Source organism: Ancylomarina subtilis (assembly GCF_004217115.1).
GTDB classification, from domain to species: domain Bacteria; phylum Bacteroidota; class Bacteroidia; order Bacteroidales; family Marinifilaceae; genus Ancylomarina; species Ancylomarina subtilis.
Genome location: NZ_SHKN01000001.1, coordinates 438930 through 459873, shown reverse-complemented (window position 1 = coordinate 459873; position 20944 = coordinate 438930). Strand labels below are relative to the sequence as shown.

Below are 20944 nucleotides of genomic sequence, written 5' to 3'. Positions count from 1 at the left end.
GATGAACAGATTTGGTAATAAATTAGCTGAAGATGTTTTAGTTGATGGTTATTTTAAGGAATTAAATGAAAAAATAATTTTGCTTTATTCCAATTCCTTATTTGGACAAGGAAATAATATAGAACTTACAAATAAGGAATTTTCAGACATATTAAGATTTATTGATATATTATCCAATTCAACGGAATCAATAGCAAGAAATAAAGCTTATTCAATCATTAGTCTTTTATATGATTCTTATAAAGATGACGAGAGATACTTAAGGGTTGCATATGCTGTTTTTATAAAACTTGGTTTGTTTGCTTCTAGTGACTTATTAAAAGATAAAGCAGAACTACCTTTTGATCGTGAACTAGAAAAGAATATAAAACTTGAGAGCCATATAACACCAGATGGGAAAAAATTATTTACAGATTCCCAGTATGATTTGTTTACAAAAATGTTTTCGGCTAATTGTTTCAGTTTTTCAGGCCCAACTTCAATGGGAAAATCATTTTTGATACAAAAATTTATTGAAAAACAAATAATTGACAAAAAAGTAAAAATTTTGGTAGTTATTGTTCCAAGTAGAGCGTTAATTACTCAATTTTCTCAAGAACTTCATGCGGAATTTGGGGATCTCTTAAAGGATAATAATTTTAAGATTTATACAAACTCCAATGTAGTCAAGAGTATTAATGTTGAAGCTGAAGAGAATAATATATTTGTTTTAACTCCAGAACGATTACATAGTTACCTTTCTCAAAATGGTAGTCCTTCGATTGATATTTTGTTCGTTGATGAAGCCCATAAATTGACAAGCAATGATGATAGGGCAATTACAGAATACTCAGCAATTGATATTGCATTGAAGAAATTTCCAAAAATGAGAGTGTTTTTTGCATCACCAAATATTGCAAATCCAGAAACATTTTTAAAACTATTTCACTTGTCAGAATCAAATAGTTATTCTACTATTGAGACTCCTGTATCGCAAAATTTTTATTTAATTGATACATCAAAATCAAGTGTGAAGTACAATGAAGGGGGTAACTATATAGAATTATCAAAAATTAATAAGAAGTATTGCTCTGATATTCTAAATTCAATCTATAAAATTGGAGAATCTAGAGATTCAAATTTAATTTATTGTAATAGTCCTAGATTAGTCGTGGATAATGCAAAGGAATTCTATGATATTCTTGAAGATGTTGAGCAATGTGATGAAATTAAAAGAGCAAGACGGATTATTAAAGATTATATTCATGATGAGTATTATTTGCGAAAATTCTTAAAAAAGGGAGTGGCTTATCATCATGGAAAATTGCCGCAAGCTGTGCGCAATATAGTTGAAGATTTATTTAGAAAAAGAAAAATCAAATTTTTATTCTCTACTTCAACTTTGTTGGAAGGTGTAAATATGCCTATTAGAAATATATTTATTATTCCTGGGAAGGAAAGATTTAAAACAGCTAAGGATGCCAATAATATTAATAATTCTTCAAAGTCTATTAATTTTTGGAACTTAGCTGGTCGAGCAGGTCGTTTTATGAAGGAATTTTCAGGAAACGTTTTTTGTTACATCAATTCAGAAAATACTGTCAGTTTAGATATATTAAAAAAAGAACAAACAAAAGCTACTCCAATAGTTTTAACTAGAGTACAGAAAAATCTTAAAGCAATTGAGGAAGTTTTAAAAAATGGTATCAAGGACACTAAAAAAGAACAAAAAATATTAGAGTATATAGCTAATATAATCACCATTGATACAATGAGATTTGATAATTATAATGAAAGTTTTTTGTTAAGAGAGTTTGTCAAATTAAATCATGATAAGATTATAGAATTAGCTAAGAAAAATGCGGATAAGGTAAAAGATGTACCTCTATCCGTATTGACTTCGTACAAATCATTAAGTCTCAAAATCCAAAGAGAGATTTATTATAAAATTAAAGACAATCCAACTCAATTTAAATTACCTCAAGTTGGTTACGACAATATTCTTAGTCAACTAGAGAACTTTCAAGAATGGTATGAATGGAAAATCAATGAAAAAGGATTCTGTTCATCTAATGGTAACCCCAATGCAAGATTAAAATATTGGGCTTTTTTAATGAATAAGTGGATATCTGATACTCCCTTAAATCTAATCATAAATGAAAGGCTTGAAAGAAAGCATGAACGAGGTGAAGATATATGGCTAACAAGAGATCCAAAATCATCTGTTTTATTTGATATTGATAACCCTTTGCATATTAATATTGAGATTAACTCACTTTTGGAAGATATTGAATCAAGTTTAAGATTTAAACTTGAAAGATATTTTAACCATTATCATCAATTGTTAGTGCATTTTTTAGGAGAAGAAAAGGCAGGAATAAACTGGGCTACATATTTAGAATATGGAACTAGGCATTCTATTGTGATAGGGCTACAAAATATTGGATTATCAAGACATACGGCAAATACCATATTTAAACATTTTAAAAAACACCTTATCATAGAAAATGATTTATTATCTGGATACAACAAAGGACAATTGTTAAAAGATATGAAGCGAGATAAAAAGAAGTATTATGTAGAAATAGATGAGGTTAGTAAGTTGGCGTAAAATGCACCCAGCAGCCAACATTTTGTATAAGTAATGCCGAGTGATGTGCGTAATTTGAGCTTCGGTTCTCGTATCAAAGCTCATCTCGGTTCGACAAGAAAGAGCTTCGAAATTCGGCACTACTCATACAATTTACCGTTATCAGCAACAAAAGAGCCCTATCAAACTGACAGGGCTCTTTAAGCTTATTATTCAAATATTATAATCCACTGAAACCAATACCTTCAAACATCATGCTTGGTGTTTGCCAGCCACGATCTGTTAATGGATCGTTACCAATGGCAACTAGATTATTCCAAATTTCTTTGTGATTTCCGGAAATGTTCATACCCGATACAGGATGAAGCATTTCTCCTTTTTTAACATAAAACCCCTCTACGCCAACCGAGAAATCACCCGTTGCAGAATTTGAATTACCTCCGTTAAAACCCGTTACCAAAATACCTTCATTCATCTCTTTGGTCAAGGCTGATAAGTCTTTATCTCCCGGTTCAAAAATCAGATTAGATGCCGAGCTTGAAGTTGGTTCCATATCTAACTTCTTACCGTAATAATCACCAATATAATAAGTTTGAAGTATACCATTCTCTATGACCGTCATTTTACGAGCAGCCAAACCATCCCTATCATACAATCGCGAATTGCGTCCTGATTCAATAAATGGATTATCGGTAATACTCAATAAATCAGAAGCAATTTTATGACCAATCTTTCCATCTAAAAAGGATCTTTTTTGCTGAATATTATAAGCATACATCGGTTGAAGAAGAGAACTCAGTACACGGCCTACTGATCTATTTTCAATCAGCATTTGCATTTTTCCCGACTTAATTGTTTTGGCTCCAATTTTCCTTAAAGCTCTTTCAACGGCATATTTCCCAACACCTTCTCCTGATAATTGATCCCAAAATCTTGCGGTTTTATAATGATAATCACTTGGACGACTATCTCCACCATTTATAGATGCGCTTGCGCTAACAGAATATGATGTTGATTCTTTGAAACCCTCAACACCATTACTCAACACTAAATAACTACGGTAAGATCCATCATTATAAGATCCGCTAACGCTAATAATTCGTTCATCCATACCTGTTGTTTCAGCCTCAACTTGCATTGCCAAATCAATTTTCTGACGAGGATCAATTGAATCATAACGCGAATCAAAAAGTTTCAAATCCTTTTCGGTCCCATCATAACAAAGATGACGATCGGGTAAAGAACGGTATTGATCTTCAGCTAAATAATTCGTTCCCAGGATAGCCTCCTTGATAAATTTCTCAAGATCATTCTTGTCAAGTCGATTCGTGGAATGTGTCGAGTATTTTCCGTTCACATAAAGCTTAAGGCTTAATCCACTTTGGATTGATTCCTGTATTTTTTCTATTTTTTGCTTTCTGACTTCTACTTCCGATTCCTTAGAATCAGAAACCGAAACTGAAACTTCTTTTGCGCCATTTTCTTTGGCATATTTGGAAGCCCATTGGGCCAATTCCATTTTTTTATTGTCTTTCATCGAAACTTCTTTTTAAATTGATTAAAAGTAAACTCTAATGCTTCATTAAGCATTCGTACCACCAACAGTTAGCTGTGTTACTTTAACTGTTGGCAATCCCATAGAAACGGGGACACCTTGTCCTCCCTTACCACAGGTTCCTGTACCACAATCAATTTTCAAATCATTACCTACCATTGAGATTTGGCGAAGAGCTTCAGGCCCATTACCAATCAGATTGACATCTTTTATCGGTTGGGTCAGTTTACCATTTTCAATTAAATAACCCGATTTCACATAGAACGTAAAATCACCGGCTCCAATTTGAACTTGTCCGTTCGTAAATGTGTCGACATAGATACCATCCTTTACACTTGAAATAATATCTTCTCTGCTGTGAGGGCCAGCTTCCATGTATGTATTCCTCATACGAGGAATTGGTGCATATCGGAAGGACTCACGACGCCCATTTCCTGTTGGCGCCACATTATAATGTTTTGCACTAATTCTATCGTGCAGATAACTGGTTAACACACCATTTTCCACCATCTTTGTTTTTTGGGTAAGGATTCCCTCGTCATCAATATTCAGAGTTCCCCTATAATTTGGATTTGTTCCATCATCAATGATGTTCACAAAGTCTTCTCCAACCTTTTGCCCCATTTTATCACTAAAGATTGATGTTCCCTTGCGATTAAAATCAGCTTCAAAGGCATGACCCATAGCCTCGTGCAATAAAATACCAGATCCGCCTGCAGCTAAAACAACTTCCATCTGACCTGCTTTGGGTTTTACAGCTTCAAATTGTTTATTGGCGCCCTCTACCACTTCATTCGCTATTTCATCCAAAAGTTCTTCATTTATATATTCATAGCCTATTCTCATGGAACGTGATGCAAAGAAATCTTCTCGTCTATCACCTTTTTCCATCACACAAACAGCAATAAAACTAACCATAGGGCGATAATCAAAACTGACCACACCTTCTGAATTCGCAAAAAGAATATATGAAGAACTATCGTTCAGATAAACCTGAACCTTAGCTACTTTATCATCCAAACTGAAAACCTTATCGTTCAATTTTTGGAGATATGGGATTTTTTGTTTGATGGATACATCCTCCCAGGACGTTTTAATCTTACAGAACTCAGGATGTACCCTTTCCTGCAAATTAATAGGTGGAAACTTTTTGTTTTCATTTGCAATACTAGCTGCAGTTTTTGCTACTTTCTTCATAGCATCTAAAGTAATCTCTTCTGAGAAAGCATAACCGGTCTGATCTCCTTTCAATACACGTACTCCTACACCATAGTCAATGTTGGATCCAGCACTATTTACTTGCTTATCCTGAAGCCCAACATTGTTTGAAAGAGAATGTTCGAAATACAGATCACAATAATCTCCTCCTCTTGATAAGGCTTCAGCCATAACTTTTTGCAGCATTTCTCTGTCAACATTAAAATGAGCGTAATACTCCTCTAAGCCCGATTGTTCAGTAATACGATTACATCCCAGACTTAAGAATGAGGGTAAAATTGCCATTCCCGCAAGAGAGACAGATCCTGTTCGGATAAACTCTCTTCTTGAAAATTCATTGTTCATATAAAAGTTTTTTTAGGGTTTGGGTTTTCTTATAATTCTTTGGTGACGCAAAAGTTAAGATTTTTTATTGTCATAATAAAAGTTTATTTATGAAAAATACAGATGTGTGGAAAAAATCCTAAAGTTGAACAATAATTCCTTCGTTTCGTGATTTCCTTTCGGTCGGTAGATAAGACAACTCTTTGAATCGCCCACAAAATTAGCAAGACCATTAACGATAGTTTTAGACCTTACAAGTCGATCAAGATTTAAAATGAAAAGCGATTCCCTCTCCCATTATCACAAACAGAAAAGTGGGCTCAGAACATATCTGAGTCCACTTTCTATTTTGGGCAAACCGGTCTCAATCAAATTGAACCAAATCCTGATTTTATACGATTTATGATTCCTTCTACTAAAGCTTGGTAAAAGTCTCCCCTTCTTCAATAGGATCAAAAACACCATCATCATTATCATCGGTTATGATGGTCAGTTTATTACCTGAAACCACAAATTTGGCTTCAAAATGATCTTCCATTTCAAATTCTTCTTCTAAAAGCAATTCCCATTCTTCGAGATCATCAGGGGTAAAATAAACCATTTCATAGGTCTCCTCATCAGCAATCACTCCAAGCCTGGTAATCGTAAGCATAAAAATATTTCCATCTACCGAATAGCTACCTTCAACAATCATAAAATCGACCCATTCATCTTCAATATATACTGACGCGGTCATTTTAAATGTGCTTTCGGTGATGACCAGAACTTGTTTTTCAAGTCCTCCATCATCAAGTAACTGCCAGGTTCCAACATGGGATGGTGTCGCATTGTCACCATTATCATCATCATCATTCTTACAGGAATTCACGCTAAATACGAGGCACATCATCAATACCACCGTTAGCCATCTCATCGAAAATTGTTTTTGAATAAGCATAATTTTAAAATATTGAGTGAATATTGTTTTTTATTAAATGCTTTATCGAGGATGAATCACTTCTAAATTTACGCCAATTTCATCAATATTTTATTAAAAAATGCAGGTTTAATCATGTCAAACAGTCCTGTATGAGCAAGTTAGAATGCATATAAATAATAATCCCGGCCAGAAAACCAGCCGGGATTAATTCTTAAAATTTTAGAAAGGTATAAAAATGGGCTCAGAACGTACCTAAACCCATTTTCCCTTTACACAAAACTAATCTTTAAAAAAGATCAGCTAACAAATCATCTTCAACAAGGTTAGGCAAAGTCACCTTTAGGTCAGGACGACGTTCCATCTCACGCTTGATAGCGAACATGGCCTCATCGTTTCTCGCCCATGAACGACGGGCAATACCATTGTTTACATCGTAAAACAACATGCTTTTAAGACGGGCATCCGCTTCTGGTGTTCCGTCAAGTAACATACCGAAACCACCGTTCATGACTTCGCCCCAACCTACACCACCACCATTGTGGATAGATACCCAGGTTGCGCCTCTAAAGCTGTCACCAATCACATTGTGAATCGACATATCAGCTGTAAACTTAGAACCATCGTAAATGTTTGATGTTTCACGGTATGGCGAGTCAGTTCCACTCACATCGTGATGATCACGACCCAATACAACAGGTCCAATCTTACCGGCAGCAATGGCATTATTAAAGGCTTCAGCAATTTTCGAGCGTCCTTCGGCATCGGCATATAAAATACGAGCCTGAGATCCCACAACCATCTTGTTTTGTTTTGCTTCTTTAATCCAAGTGATATTATCCTGCATCTGCAACTGAATCTCTTCAGGAGAATTCTCTTTGATTTCTGTTAGAACCTGCATTGCAATTTCATCAGTCATGTCCAAATCCTCAGGCTTACCCGAAGCACATACCCAACGGAATGGTCCGAAACCATAATCGAAACACATTGGGCCTAAAATATCCTGAACGTATGATTTATATCTGAAATCAATGCCATTTTCTGCCATGATATCAGCACCTGCACGTGAAGCTTCCAATAAGAAAGCATTTCCGTAATCGAAGAAATATGTGCCTTTAGCAGTGTGATTATTCACCGCAGCCGCATGACGACGTAAGGTTGCCTGTACTTTCTCTTTAAACACTTCCGGCTCTTCACGAATCAATCGGTTTGATTCTTCATAAGAGGTATCTACAGGATAGTAACCGCCTGTCCATGGAATATGAAGTGAAGTCTGATCGGAACCCACATGAATAAAGATATCTTCCTGATCAAAACGCTCCCAAACATCAACCACATTACCAATAAAGGCTATTGAAACAACTTCTTTAGCTTCCTGAGCTTGTTTTACACGAGCAATCAGCTCGTCCATAGAGTCGATTAGGATATCAACCCATCCTTGCTCATGACGCTTAGTCGCAGCCTTAGGGTTTACTTCTGCAGCAATGGTGATACAACCTGCAATATTACCGGCCTTTGGCTGAGCACCACTCATACCACCCAAACCAGCTGTTAGGAAAATCTTTCCAGCAGGCGTCTCTCCTTTTTTCAAGATTTTACGGAAAGCATTCATTACTGTAATGGTTGTTCCGTGAACAATCCCCTGTGGACCGATATACATGAAAGAACCTGCAGTCATCTGTCCATACTGAGATACACCTAATGCATTAAATTTTTCCCAATGATCAGGTGACGAGTAATTCGGAATAACCAAACCATTGGTTACAATCACACGAGGTGCCCCTTTTGATGATGGAAATAATCCCATTGGGTGACCGGAATACATATGAAGTGTTTGCTCGTCAGTCATGGTTGCCAAATACTGCATGGTTAGCAAATACTGCGCCCAGTTTTGGAATACAGCACCGTTTCCACCATAGGTAATCAACTCTTCAGGATGCTGAGCAACAGCCGGATCCAGGTTGTTTTGCATCATCATCATGATACCGGCAGCCTGCTGCGACTGAGCAGGATACTCTTCGATTGGACGAGCATAAATTTTATAATCAGGCTTGAAACGGTACATATAAATACGACCATAATCCAATAATTCCTGAGCAAATTCAGTGGCTAACTCCTTATGCCAGGGCTTTGGAAAATAACGCAAGGCATTGCGTATAGCCAATTGCTTTTCTTCAACAGATAAAATATCTTTTCTCTTAGGTGCACGGTTGGCATCCTTTGGATAAGCTTTCTTTACAGGTAATTCTGCTGGAATCCCTTGTAAGATTTGTTCTTGAAACGTCATATTTTTAGCTTAAGTTTTGTGTTGTATTCTTACAGTCTTTAAAGTTAAGGCACTTTTAAAACCTGATGTTATATATTTTATTATTTGCAAAGATATTCTTAGTTTTGATACCTAACAATACTAGTTTTGTTAAGATTTAATAACTATGAGTAATCAAATAGAATTTCGACATTATAAATATTTTCTGGCTTTAGCCAAGGATTTGCATTTTAGAAAGGCTGCAGAACGCCTTTACATTTCGCAACCAGGCTTAAGTCGTCAGATCAAACAGATGGAAAATGACTTGGGCATTAGCTTGTTTGAACGACATAACCGGAAAGTTGAACTGACTAAAGCAGGTTTGTATCTTCAGAAAGAACTCACCAATACTTTTAAAAGACTGGATGATGTTATTGCACACGCCAAATTATTAAATGACGGGTTGGATGGAAACCTTAGACTGGCTTATGTGGGCTCTGCTATGCAAAAGATTATTCCCGATCTGCTTCTAAAATACAAAAGCAAACATCCTCGGGTTCTTTTCAATTTAAACGAAATGGACAATAACAAACAGATTCAAGCCCTATTGAATCAGGAAATCGATGTGGGTTTCGTCAGAATGGAGCGCGTCCCAAGAGGTATAAGTATTCAATCGGTTTTCGAAGATTCCTTTTCTCTGGTACTTCCCAAGGATCATTCTCTAAACGAATCGAACTTTAAAAATTTAAGTCAACTCAAAGATGAACCCTTTATTCTTTTTGATTCTTCTTATAGTGAATCTTATCACGAAAAAATGATGCAGATATTCGATCAGAGTCAGTTCACGCCTCTAATTTCACATTATACGGTTAATGCCAGTTCCATTTTCAGACTGGTTGAAAACAAATTTGGAGTGGCCATCGTTCCCACATCTCTGAAATTGGGCTACGATATGGGAATTAAATTCATCGAATTGAATGACATCCCACAACGCACAACTTTAAAAATGGTTTGGAATAATATGAATACGAATCCGGTTCTTGATAATCTGATTAATACCCTTATACCAGAAAAGAAATAATTTGACTTTTAACCCGTAAAACATCGCGAATGAAGTTAAGAGAAAGTAAACCCGCTCTATTATTAATTGATTTTCAGAAAGGTTTTGATGATGAAGCCTATTGGGGTGGAAACAGAAACAATAGAGATGCAGAAGAAAAAGCAGCTCAAATACTTTCGGTATGGCGAAAATTAGATCTTCCCATCTATCACATTATTCATAGCTCGCAAGATCCCAAATCCCGATTACATCAATCGCATGCAGGATTCGAAATCTGTGATCAGCTTAAGCCTATGGCTGGTGAGCCCCTCATCATTAAAAATGTAAACTCAGCCTTTATCGGTACTGATTTAAAAGAAAGACTTGAGAAAAAGGGAATCACAAATTTGGTGATTGTGGGCCTGACAACCAACCATTGCATATCAACAACAACCCGAATGGCTGGAAATTATGGCTATGAAACCCTTCTTATTGAAGATGCCACAGCTACATTTGATCGGATGGGTATAAAGGGTGAAAAATACCCGGCAGAGATGATTCACCAAATTTCGCTTTGCAATTTAAAAGACGAATTCGCAACGATAATCAACACTGCGCAACTGCTTAAAACAATATAAAATACACAAGAATATGAAACGAGCCATGAGCAGTCCCTTTTCACACTCGGGATGATTATTGGCGACTTCCATATGACCTTAATAAAAAAAATTATAAACATATGAAAGTAAGTATTGAAAGAATAAACGAGGACTATTTAATGGAAGCCAAAGGGGCTAGTGGTGTGCCCGTTTTGATGGATAATTCCACAATTGAGAATGTTCAGGGAGCCAGTCCAATGGAACTCCTGCTAATGGGCGTTGGCGGTTGTTCTGCCATTGATATCATCAACATCCTGAAAAAACAACGCCAGGTTATCAAATCCTATAAAGTTGAAATAGAGGGCGAAACCCGGGAAATTGGAGAAGCCAAACCTTTTAAAGCCATGATTCTTAAAATCTATTTGGAAGGTGATATGCCTGCCGAAAAAGTCATACGTGCAGCAGCCCTGAGCTTTGAAAAATATTGCTCAGTTTCAATCACCTTGCAAACTTCTGTGGAGATCAATTATCAACTCTTTTTGAATGGGGAACACATTAATTAGATCAGTTGAATTCGATTCGTTAATCAAGGGTAATTTCAGATTTTATTATAATGTTATCGCCTCTAAAAAGAAAACATACCAGCTCCCGATACTTATTGGGAACTGGTACTCCTGATTTTTCGAAACATCGATCACTTAGTATATATGGTTATAAACGTTAACATCCTAAGCCAGTTTTGGCATTAGACTTAAATTTTCTTTTTTTACTCACTTGGGTAATTAATTTGCTCTGTCCTACTCTTTCAACCAGTTCAGAGTTTTTCTTAAGCCAATATCCAGCGGAGTTATATGATAGCCGAGTTCTTTAATAGCCTTATCACTCGAAACCTCCCAATTGTGAAGAAATCTTTCCACCCAGTTTGGTGTAATAAGTGGCGGAGTACCCAATATTTTTGTCCTTAACAAAAACAAATAAGAAGTACCTAGCATCAAAGAAAGAGACAGTTTAATCATCCTGAGTTTTCGTCCGGTGAGCCCGGCTAACTGTTCAAAAAAACTGTTATAGGAAATGTTCTGACCCCCCAGAATATACCTCTCGCCTGACCTCCCTTTTTCAAGAGCCAGAATATGCCCCTCCACAACATCATCCACATAAACGTAATTACCTATGCTTTTCCCATTTCCTGGAATCCATCTGAATTTCCCCTCGAAATACAGCTTGATCATCTTTGTTACCCCGTTGCTCTCACTTAATATTCCCGGTCCGTAAACGCGGGTTGGATTAACAACGACAATTTCGAGCCCCTTACGAATATATTCCGACATCTTTTCTTCTGCCAGTGCTTTGGTCATTTCATACTCACTGAAATACTTGGTTGTTCTTTCTGTATTCTCCGATACTCGTTCAGCGAAAGAGGGTCCCAAAACCCCTGCTGTAGAGGTGAAAACAATTTTTCGAACACCTTCCTTTTGGGCTGCATCCATTACGTTTACTGTTCCCTGAACGTTGATCCTGTTAAAAGTATCGGAATCTTTCGCCCAAACTCTGGCATAAGCAGCCATATGAAATATCACTTCGCAAGATTTCACAGCCTTTTCAATAGACCGATAATCAGTAATATCCCCCTTAAACAAGCTTACATTTGGGTGTGCAATCGCTTTGGCTTTCTCTTCCGAGCGGTATAAAGCATGCACACAATGCCCTTCCTCTGCTAACTTTAGTGTTAGCCTTGTTCCTATAAAACCAGTCGCTCCTGTAATCAGAATATTCATTTTCGTATCGGTGTTAAAACTTAATTTCCAATTTCGTATCCTTGTTGTGATACAATGAGATCCACTCATTGCTTAGCGCCATAATTACATGTGCCAGGAAAGCAAACCAAATCGATTCTGTTGAAATGGTAAGAACACAAAGAACCAATCCCAAAGGAATGGCACCAATTGTTTCTAATTTTCCTTTAGGAATATGTGCTATGGAATAAATCAACATATTAATTGCAACTGCAGGCACCGTACCAAATTCTCTTAGGCAGGCAAACAGTAAGAAACCTCTAAAAAAAAACTCATAACAAAGCAGATAGCCAGCCCACGTTAGGCCGCTAATGAGTAAGGTACTTAACGTCCACTTCTTTGAACGAATTTGCGGATAAACAGCCAAATTAGAAGGTGACTTAGCATTGTAGAGTGTTAACGGAATGATAATAGCCGCAAACAGAATTCCCCACAACAATGTTGTCAGCGGCTCTGAAAGCACAGTACCATAATCGCGAAGGCTGCCATGCAACAGCATCAACACTATTGCAAGCGGCACAATGCCATAGAAAAACATACCCATAATTCGTTGCAGATAAACGCTCCGTCTGGCAGCTGTTTCGCCAGAGTATTTTGCCAGCAAAAAACGAAAAGGTTTTGCAAAAGTTAAAAGGTAGGAATTAAGAGATATCCCAAGCACAACATACAATAGCACAACAATAATCTCGATCTCGTCAAAATATGTTTGTAACATCACAATCAATTTAAAAATAAGTTTTCTCTATGTTAATCAATCATTTCACTTGTGCTACAATCTCCCTTTTTACAATGTTCGAAATTATCGGGACTCCAAATCTTGAGGGAACGATCTTCATCAACAACCAATTAAGCTTATTCATGTATCCGGGAATGATCATTGTCTTCCCTCCTATTAAATTACGAATGGCAATGTCTGCAACTTCTTCGGGAGACTGAACTCCTAGTTTAGCCAAATAAGATTGCGATTCGATTCGTTTGCTTACCTCCGCATTTGTTTTCATAGGACCTGGATGCAAAACACTAACGGAAACACTCGTATTCTTCAATTCCTCTTTCAAACAGCACGAAAAACTGTAAACAAAAGACTTAGATGCCGGATACACGGTTTTAAATGCGATAGGGCTAAACGAAGCCATACTGGCAACATTAAGAATATACGATTTAGGCTGTTTTTTTAAATTTGGCAATAACAAATAGGTTAGTAAGGTCAGGCTTCTAATATTAATCGAAATCATAGCATCCAAATACTCAACACCAGCCAATTCAAATGGTTTTGCCCCTCCTATGCCTGCATTGTTAATCAGTATGCTTACATCCACTTTATTTGACCAATCGGCAATTTCATGAACAGCAGAAGAGTCTCTCAAATTAATTTCAAGATAATCAACTTCAACCCCAAATCGGTTTTTTATTTGGGCACTCAGTTCTGGCAACCCCTCCCCGTGTAAAGCAACTAAAAGAACATTAATCCCTTCCGAAGCCAATTCCAAAGTCAATGCTTTACCTAATCCTTTGCTTGCTCCTGTTATCAGTGCGTATTTATTTTCTTTCATAATTTCTTTGTATTATACCATTTTGAATAATTAGTAAGCCATCGCGAGCAAAAACAACCCAGTCTAATGCCGATGTAATAAATAGGAAGCTATTCTGAGCAAGTCGAAGGATAGCCCACTAAGTTGATACAATCGGTATTACTAATTAACAACAAGTCCGTTCCTTTTTCTTATGATCTTTTTCACCAGACCATAAGAAATGAATGCAGAAATTATTCCTGCAATGATGCCCGCCGCAATCCAGTTCCATTAAAAAAGACTGACCAATCCTACCGAAAAGACCAAATGCAATCCAACTAAGGTAGTCATACTAACGAACTAAGCAAGTGCAAATCCTCTGGTAATTTTCTCTAACTTATTTTAAGACTAAAAATATGCTGACGCACCGATTTCTCCTTTTGCAAGAGATGTTTAAAATCCTTTTTCGAATCGCACTCCATCATTTTTGTTATTAGCAATATAACACAAAAACATATCTGCTTTCCATTACTAAATTACGATGCTTTCGCATATCATCCACGGGCATATACAAATCCTTCTTTCGTTTTACGAAAGGCTTGCATATTGTTATACAGCAAAATAAAACAAAAGCAAACTAACGCAGAAAGGGTAAGCTTAGGCAAATCGTTCCCAAAACGCTTTAACCTAACACAAATACTTTCCGGTTCTACAAAACCACTTTGTTGATTGGGGCACCACAAAAAGAATCAACGGATATTCTAAAATGAGCACACAACTTGTAAAGCTCCTCAAAGGACAATACTTTATCACTTCGAATTCTACGATAAGAACTCTCGTAACTTATTCCGAGCACTTGGGCAATTTCATGAATAAAGGATAAGTTTGGTGGAAAAATACCTTTGATATGCTGAAAAATAGCCTTTTGTATGTTCACTGATTCACCCACATATATAAAATTATTAAAAGCCTGCTTCAATATCAATTAAACTTTTATGTATGGCGATAAAATAGATTTAGAAAAGTCAGTTAAAAAGATACTGTCAGTATATAATTTCTACGAAATTTCAAAAAATTTCTTGTTTATCCCGCCAATTCTATTTTTTATCGAAAACTGAACTTTGTTAGTGTTTTATGTTGGGCAGTTATCTATTTTAGCGGGCTTAAATGAGAATCTCTCACAAAGAGAGATTGGACAACTCAATAAATAAACCAACTAACATGAAACGAGCCATTAGCAAGCCTTTTTATACAAAAGGTGATAACTAATACAAGCGACTTCCATGTGGTAAATGAAAAACAAACTACAGACACATGAAAAGAAACCTACTCTCACTCCTACTCGTTTTGATAGGAATTGGTGTATTTGCACAGGAAACGCCTGTGACAAAAGCAAACTTTGAATTGGCGGCTAAATTTTCGCCAAACCGATTGAAAAAAATGGTCTTCTCGACCAGTGTAAAACCACACTGGCTAAAAAACAGTGAAAAATTCTGGTACACCTACCGTACTCCGGAGGGACAATTTTACTATTTGGTCGATCCTGTAAAAAACACAAAAAACAAATTGTTCGATGTGGTTAAAATGGCTTCTGATATGAGTCGCCTGACGGGTGATCCATTCGATGCCCAACACCTTTACATTGATAAAATTAAATTCATCAAAAATGAAACAGTTCTTCAGTTTCAGGTAAAGAGTAAGCTGGTTGAAGAAGAAGATAAAGATGAAGAGGGCGACAAGCAGGAAGAAAAAAAGGACGGTGAAAAGAAGAAAGATTCAAAAAATAAAATGGTTGCTAAAGTGTGGCATTTCGAATACACATTGGCTTCAGAAAAACTGAATTTGCTTGATGATTTTGAAAAGCCCCTTGAACAAAAAGAGTGGGCATCTGTAGCACCAAACCAGAAATATGTGATTTTTGCTAAGCATCACAACCTATATTGGATGGATGCTGAAAACTACAAGAAAGCTCAGAAGAATGAAAAGGACTCAACCATTGTAGAGCACCAGCTAACCACTGATGGTATTGAGCACTACTGTTACGGCACCAACTCTTATGGTAAAACCAATAGAGAAAAAGAAGAAGAAAAGGATAAAAGAAAAGAGGCTTATGTCACCTTCTCTTCTGATTCAAAGAAATTTGCTCTTACGCGTGAAGATGAGCGTGAAGTGAAAGATCTTTGGGTTATCAATTCAGTAGCTAAAGGTCGTCCGACTTTGGAAAGCTATAAATACCACATGGCTGGCGAGAAAGAAGCTCCTCAGTACGAGCTTCAAATTTTCGACTGGGAAAGCAAAAAAGCGGTCAAAGTTAAAGCAAATGCGTTCAAGGATCAGACCCTTTCAATTTTGACCGCTCCAAGAAAGAAGCGTAACGAGGCTGATGATGTCAAATTCTCGAAATGGATGAATAAGGGAAGTGATTTGCTTTATTTCAAACGCACTAGCCGTGATATGAAACGTGTGGATATCTGTACGGCTAACACCACAACCGGTGAAGTTAATATCCTTATAGAAGAACGCTTAAACACTTATATCGAAGGCAGAAGTCCTTTCGCATTGGTAAATAACGGAAAAGAAATGATCCATTGGTCAGAACGCGATGGCTGGGCTCATTTTTACCTTTACGATGGTCAAGGAAAACTAAAGAACCAAATTACTTCAGGTCCATGGCACTGTGACGGAATTCAGGGCATCGATGAGCAAAACCGTGTCCTTTATTTTACAGCGAATGCTCGCGAAAAAGGTGAAGACCCTTATTACTCGCATCTTTACCGTGTGAATTTTGACGGTACAGGTTTAAAACTTCTTAATAAGGGTGATTTCGATCACAAAGTAAATTTGAATGATCAAACTCACTACTTTGTAAATAACTCTTCAAGAGTTGACTCTGCTCCTGTTTCTGCACTTTACAATTCAAGAGGAACGAAATTGATGGATCTTGAAGAAACTGATTTAACTCGCTTATTTGAGACAGGTTATAAATTCCCTGAGACTTTTAAAGTAAAAGCAGGCGATGGCGTAACTGATATTTACGGCGTAATGTACAAGCCATTCGATTTCGATCCTAATAAAAAGTACCCAATCCTAACTTACGTTTATCCAGGACCTCAAACTGAAGCGGTTTACAAAAGTTTCTCAGTGCGTATGGATAGAGCTGACCGTATGGCTCAATTAGGCTTTATTGTAGTGACAATGGGTAACCGTGGCGGTCATCCTGCCCGATCTAAGTGGTATCACAACTACGGTTATGGCAACCTAAGAGATTATGGTTTGGAGGACAAAAAAGTGGGTATCGAACAATTGGCTGACAGATACAGTTTTATTGATATCAATAAAGTCGGAATTTACGGTCACTCAGGGGGTGGATTCATGTCAACGGCGGCTATGTTGGTTTATCCTGATTTCTTTAAAGTAGCGGTATCTGCCGCGGGGAACCACGATAACAATATTTACAACCGCTGGTGGAGTGAAACACATCATGGTGTGAAAGAAGTTGTGAGCGAAAAAGGTGATACCACTTTCCAATACAAGATTGACACCAACCCTAGCCTGGCTAAGAACCTGAAAGGGAAATTGATGATTGTTACCGGTGATATCGATAACAATGTTCATCCTGCCAACAGCATCAGAATGGCCAATGCCCTAATTAAGGCAAACAAACGATTCGATTTCTTCTTATACCCTGGCCAACGTCATGGTTTTGGTAATATGAGCGAATACTCGTTCTGGCTGCGTGGTGAATATTTCTGTAAATATCTGATCGGTGATTTCAGATCGTCTGCTGATTATGTCGAAATGCAAAAAGATCAGCCCAGCAACAAATAGCTTTAATAACTGATAAGACAATGATATCCCGACTTACTTTGGCAAGTCGGGATTTTTTTTTTACACTGCTCCCGATCTTGCCCTATCCAAAAAAAGGATTGAATTTAAATAATACATTTAAACAAATCCAAAACCTTAAGATCACCAAACAAAATGACCATTGTTCATTACTTCTTAATAACTATAATGATTTTTTCATTTAGAATATCAATTTTCATTCTACTTTTATAAAGCAAAATTGATCAAGGGAATACTGTTAAAATCAGTAGCTGTCCCCGCAGCCGTAAATTGCAATTAGGTTTTACTTATTAAAAAGCCACTGTCTGCCTCAAGCGTATGGGAAGGCCAAGTAAAATGCAATAAGCCGGAAGACCTGTCATTTTTGATCGTAATTCGTAGCTTTCGGGAGAAAAAGCTTAGGAAGACTTTACTGCTTTCTTGTATTCTACCCCCAGCTACCATTAATTCTTTAATTTAAAATTTAAGACATGATGAAAATTAATGGTGCTATTAAAACAGTACAAAAACGCGACGGTCGAATCGTCGCCTTCGAATCGGAAAAAATTGCCTTTGCCGTATTCAAAGCCTTACGTGCCGTTGGTTCGCCCAACCGAGCCCTTGCCGATCAAATCACGAAAAGTGTTATTGCAAAACTTAAAACGGATGCCCCCAGTGTCGAAGACATTCAGGATGCTGTCGAGTTTGAACTCTTCGAGCAGAAACACTATCAGGCTGCCAAGGCTTATATTATTTATCGAAAACAACACGAGGGCATCAGGGATGTAAAAGAGCTCTTTTCGAATATCGATATCATCGATGATTACCTAAACAATAACGACTGGCGAATTAAAGAGAGTGCCAATTCATCCTACTCATTGCAGGGGATGAATCAACACATTTCCACAATCATCAGCTCGCAATACTGGCTAAATAAAATTTATCCAACCGAAATTGGTCAGGCGCACAAGCAAGGCAAACTCCACATTCACGACCTGGGCTTTGTAAGTGTCTATTGTGTGGGATGGGATTTGCAGGAAATTATTCGAATTGGATTTAAAGGCGTACCGGGCAAGGTTGAAAGCAAACCTGCCAAACACCTGAGAACCCTACTGGGACAGATCGTCAATTTCTTTTATACCATGCAGGGCGAAGCTGCCGGAGCCCAAGCCTTCTCTAATTTTGACACCTATCTGTCACCCTTCATTCGTCACGACAATTTGTCGTACAAGGAAGTCAAACAGGCACTTCAGGAGTTTGTCTTTAATATGAACGTGCCCACCCGTGTCGGGTTTCAAACCCCCTTTACCAATATCACCCTCGATTTGGAGATTCCCAACAACATGAAGGACACAGCTGTGATTATTGGCGGTGAATTGCAGGAAACGACTTATGGCGACTACCAGCACGAAATGGATATCTTCAATAAAGCCTTTGCTGAAGTGATGACTGAGGGCGATGCCTGCGGTCGTATATTCTCATTCCCTATACCGACCTATAACATCACCAAAGATTTCGACTGGAATAACGAATACCGTCAGCCCATTTGGGAGATGACAGCCAAGTATGGCATTCCCTATTTCTCAAATTTTGTGAATTCCGATATGTCACCCGACGATGTACGTTCGATGTGTTGCCGTTTGCGTCTGGATACCACCGAATTGAAATCACGTGGTGGCGGTTTATTTGGTGCCAATCCTCTAACGGGTTCTGTGGGTGTGGTGACACTAAACCTGCCACGCCTGGCTTACGAATCGAAAAACGAAGACGAACTTCTGCAAAGAGTTGACAAATTGATGGGTCTGGCTAAGGACAGTCTGGAGATTAAACGTAAAGTGATCGAACAACTCACCGAAAATGGTTTATATCCCTATTCCAAGTTCTATCTGCGAAACATCCGCAAGAAGAATGGCGCCTACTGGGACAATCATTTCTCGACCATAGGTCTGGTGGGCATGAATGAATTGCTGCTGAATTTCCTTGGAACAGATATCACAACCAAGGAAGGACATGCTTTTGCAGTAAAAATCATGGACTTTATGCGTGATAAATTGCAAGAGTTCCAGGAAGAAACAGGACACATCTACAATTTGGAAGCCACACCTGCTGAGGGAACAACCTACCGATTGGCTAAACTCGACAAGAAGGAATTCCCGGATATTATTGTGGCCAACGAAAACCAGGTGAAAGAACAAGACGCGGCGCCTTATTATACCAACTCCACCCAATTGCCCGTGGGCTATACCGACGACATTTTTGAAGCTCTGGAACTGCAAGACAGTTTGCAAACCAAATACACAGGTGGAACCGTATTCCATACCTTTGTGGGCGAAAGCCAATTGCCTCCCGAATCCGTAAAAAAATTAGCCAAAACCATTTGTGAAAACTTCAAACTGCCCTACTTTACCCTGTCTCCCACATTCAGTATCTGTCCCGAGCATGGCTACATCTACGGTGAGCACAAAACTTGCCCCAAATGTGAGGACGTAGGGAAGCATAATATCTGTGAAGTCTATTCCCGCATTGTGGGCTATTTGCGTCCCGTTGATCAATGGAACAATGGCAAGCGAGCTGAATACCATGACAGAAAACTCTTTGATAAGATGATTGAAGTAGAAGAAATTGAACTTATTTAAACTCTTATCTCAATGAAAATAGCAGGATTCAAAAAACAAAGTCTTATCGACTATCCTGGAAATATCAGCTCTGTGGTTTTTACACAGGGCTGTAATTTTCGCTGTGCGTACTGTCATAATCCCGATCTGGTCTTACCCGAAAAATTTAGCTCATGTTATGAGGAAAATGAACTATTTGCTTATTGGCAAAAGTACCAACACTTATTAAATGCCGTTTGCATCACAGGTGGTGAACCCTGTATACACAACGATTTGCCTGACTTCATTCGTAAAATTAAAAATCTGGGACTGAAGGTCAAGTTAGATAGTAATGGAACCTATCCCAATCAGATTAAGTATCTTATAAAAAACAAACTGATTGATTCTATTGCTATGGATATTAAACATGTTTTGGAATTCCAGAACTATAAACATGGGGTTGGCCACGCCTTAAACGAAGAGACCTACAAGAACGTTTTGGAATCCATAAGTCTTATCGAGAAATCGCATATTGAATACGAATTCAGAACAACCATCGTAAAGGGACTTCACAGTATAGACCAAATTAAAAGCTTAAAGAAACGTTTTAATCAGCATTATAAGGTTCAAAACTACAATCCAGTCATCACTCTTAATGATAATCCGGAATTTGAGCCTTTTTCAGAAACTGAGCTCGAAGCAATCGAACTTTAGTCTCTAAAAAATAGAATCCAAGATGATTCGTCTCAGAAATAA

General features: G+C 37.6%; 14 protein-coding genes and 1 riboswitch. Of the genes, 7 read left to right on the top strand and 7 right to left on the bottom strand.

Going from position 1 to position 20944, the window contains the following annotated elements:
• Position 1: 1 nt before the first annotated feature.
• Positions 2 to 2590 carry a DEAD/DEAH box helicase gene (locus EV201_RS01905; RefSeq protein WP_165389560.1) on the top strand — a complete coding sequence of 863 codons (2589 nt, stop codon included), beginning with the start codon at positions 2 to 4 and terminating at the stop codon, positions 2588 to 2590.
• Between the two features lie 199 nt (positions 2591 to 2789).
• Here the strand turns inward: EV201_RS01905 and EV201_RS01900 are convergent, their stop codons facing one another.
• From EV201_RS01900 to EV201_RS01885, 4 genes are all read right to left on the bottom strand, one after another.
• Positions 2790 to 4106: a TldD/PmbA family protein gene (locus EV201_RS01900; protein ID WP_130305708.1), complete on the bottom strand. Its 1317-nt coding sequence runs from the start codon at positions 4104 to 4106 to the stop codon at positions 2790 to 2792.
• A 45-nt stretch (positions 4107 to 4151) separates the two neighbouring features.
• Positions 4152 to 5687, bottom strand: a complete 1536-nt coding sequence (locus tag EV201_RS01895) for a TldD/PmbA family protein (RefSeq protein WP_130305707.1) — start codon at positions 5685 to 5687, stop codon at positions 4152 to 4154.
• A 394-nt stretch (positions 5688 to 6081) separates the two neighbouring features.
• On the bottom strand, positions 6082 to 6579 hold the full coding sequence (locus EV201_RS01890; RefSeq protein ID WP_130305706.1) for a hypothetical protein: 498 nt from the start codon (positions 6577 to 6579) through the stop codon (positions 6082 to 6084).
• Between the two features lie 292 nt (positions 6580 to 6871).
• The gene (locus tag EV201_RS01885; RefSeq protein WP_130305705.1) at positions 6872 to 8869 is read right to left on the bottom strand and encodes a urocanate hydratase; all 1998 of its coding nucleotides are present in this window, start codon (positions 8867 to 8869) and stop codon (positions 6872 to 6874) included.
• A 145-nt stretch (positions 8870 to 9014) separates the two neighbouring features.
• Here EV201_RS01885 and EV201_RS01880 point away from each other — a divergent pair, with 145 nt between their 5' ends.
• The 3 genes from EV201_RS01880 (at position 9015) to EV201_RS01870 (ending at position 11028) form a co-directional block, all read left to right on the top strand.
• Positions 9015 to 9908 carry a LysR family transcriptional regulator gene (locus tag EV201_RS01880; protein WP_130305704.1) on the top strand — a complete coding sequence of 298 codons (894 nt, stop codon included), beginning with the start codon at positions 9015 to 9017 and terminating at the stop codon, positions 9906 to 9908.
• A 29-nt stretch (positions 9909 to 9937) separates the two neighbouring features.
• Positions 9938 to 10504 carry a cysteine hydrolase family protein gene (locus tag EV201_RS01875; RefSeq protein ID WP_130305703.1) on the top strand — a complete coding sequence of 189 codons (567 nt, stop codon included), beginning with the start codon at positions 9938 to 9940 and terminating at the stop codon, positions 10502 to 10504.
• Positions 10505 to 10605: 101 nt separating this feature from the next.
• On the top strand, positions 10606 to 11028 hold the full coding sequence (locus EV201_RS01870) for an OsmC family protein (protein WP_130305702.1): 423 nt from the start codon (positions 10606 to 10608) through the stop codon (positions 11026 to 11028).
• Between the two features lie 234 nt (positions 11029 to 11262).
• Here EV201_RS01870 and EV201_RS01865 read toward each other — a convergent pair whose 3' ends face one another.
• The 3 genes from EV201_RS01865 to EV201_RS01855 are packed head-to-tail and all read right to left on the bottom strand — an operon-like array spanning position 11263 to position 13811.
• Positions 11263 to 12240, bottom strand: a complete 978-nt coding sequence (locus tag EV201_RS01865) for an SDR family oxidoreductase (protein ID WP_165389559.1) — start codon at positions 12238 to 12240, stop codon at positions 11263 to 11265.
• A 13-nt stretch (positions 12241 to 12253) separates the two neighbouring features.
• On the bottom strand, positions 12254 to 12973 hold the full coding sequence (locus EV201_RS01860) for a CPBP family intramembrane glutamic endopeptidase (RefSeq protein ID WP_130305700.1): 720 nt from the start codon (positions 12971 to 12973) through the stop codon (positions 12254 to 12256).
• 40 nt (positions 12974 to 13013) lie between these two features.
• Entirely contained in the window at positions 13014 to 13811 is a 798-nt protein-coding gene (locus tag EV201_RS01855; protein ID WP_130305699.1) for an SDR family NAD(P)-dependent oxidoreductase, read from the bottom strand.
• Positions 13812 to 15083: 1272 nt separating this feature from the next.
• Here EV201_RS01855 and EV201_RS01850 point away from each other — a divergent pair.
• The 3 genes from EV201_RS01850 (at position 15084) to EV201_RS01840 (ending at position 20902) form a co-directional block, all read left to right on the top strand.
• Positions 15084 to 17597 carry a S9 family peptidase gene (locus EV201_RS01850; RefSeq protein ID WP_130305698.1) on the top strand — a complete coding sequence of 838 codons (2514 nt, stop codon included), beginning with the start codon at positions 15084 to 15086 and terminating at the stop codon, positions 17595 to 17597.
• 222 nt (positions 17598 to 17819) lie between these two features.
• A riboswitch (cobalamin riboswitch) is annotated at positions 17820 to 17992 on the top strand.
• A 93-nt stretch (positions 17993 to 18085) separates the two neighbouring features.
• Positions 18086 to 20230 carry a ribonucleoside triphosphate reductase gene (locus EV201_RS01845; RefSeq protein WP_242610442.1) on the top strand — a complete coding sequence of 715 codons (2145 nt, stop codon included), beginning with the start codon at positions 18086 to 18088 and terminating at the stop codon, positions 20228 to 20230.
• Positions 20231 to 20242: 12 nt separating this feature from the next.
• Positions 20243 to 20902, top strand: a complete 660-nt coding sequence (locus EV201_RS01840; protein ID WP_130305697.1) for an anaerobic ribonucleoside-triphosphate reductase activating protein — start codon at positions 20243 to 20245, stop codon at positions 20900 to 20902.
• The last annotated feature ends 42 nt before the right edge of the window (positions 20903 to 20944 follow it).

Coding starts and splice junctions, on each gene's coding strand:
- EV201_RS01905 (WP_165389560.1), top strand. CDS start 2: ATGAACAGATTTGGTAATAAATTAGCTGAAGATGTTTTAGTTGATGGT.
- EV201_RS01900 (WP_130305708.1), bottom strand. CDS start 4,106: ATGAAAGACAATAAAAAAATGGAATTGGCCCAATGGGCTTCCAAATAT.
- EV201_RS01895 (WP_130305707.1), bottom strand. CDS start 5,687: ATGAACAATGAATTTTCAAGAAGAGAGTTTATCCGAACAGGATCTGTC.
- EV201_RS01890 (WP_130305706.1), bottom strand. CDS start 6,579: ATGAGATGGCTAACGGTGGTATTGATGATGTGCCTCGTATTTAGCGTG.
- EV201_RS01885 (WP_130305705.1), bottom strand. CDS start 8,869: ATGACGTTTCAAGAACAAATCTTACAAGGGATTCCAGCAGAATTACCT.
- EV201_RS01880 (WP_130305704.1), top strand. CDS start 9,015: ATGAGTAATCAAATAGAATTTCGACATTATAAATATTTTCTGGCTTTA.
- EV201_RS01875 (WP_130305703.1), top strand. CDS start 9,938: ATGAAGTTAAGAGAAAGTAAACCCGCTCTATTATTAATTGATTTTCAG.
- EV201_RS01870 (WP_130305702.1), top strand. CDS start 10,606: ATGAAAGTAAGTATTGAAAGAATAAACGAGGACTATTTAATGGAAGCC.
- EV201_RS01865 (WP_165389559.1), bottom strand. CDS start 12,240: ATGAATATTCTGATTACAGGAGCGACTGGTTTTATAGGAACAAGGCTA.
- EV201_RS01860 (WP_130305700.1), bottom strand. CDS start 12,973: ATGTTACAAACATATTTTGACGAGATCGAGATTATTGTTGTGCTATTG.
- EV201_RS01855 (WP_130305699.1), bottom strand. CDS start 13,811: ATGAAAGAAAATAAATACGCACTGATAACAGGAGCAAGCAAAGGATTA.
- EV201_RS01850 (WP_130305698.1), top strand. CDS start 15,084: ATGAAAAGAAACCTACTCTCACTCCTACTCGTTTTGATAGGAATTGGT.
- EV201_RS01845 (WP_242610442.1), top strand. CDS start 18,086: ATGATGAAAATTAATGGTGCTATTAAAACAGTACAAAAACGCGACGGT.
- EV201_RS01840 (WP_130305697.1), top strand. CDS start 20,243: ATGAAAATAGCAGGATTCAAAAAACAAAGTCTTATCGACTATCCTGGA.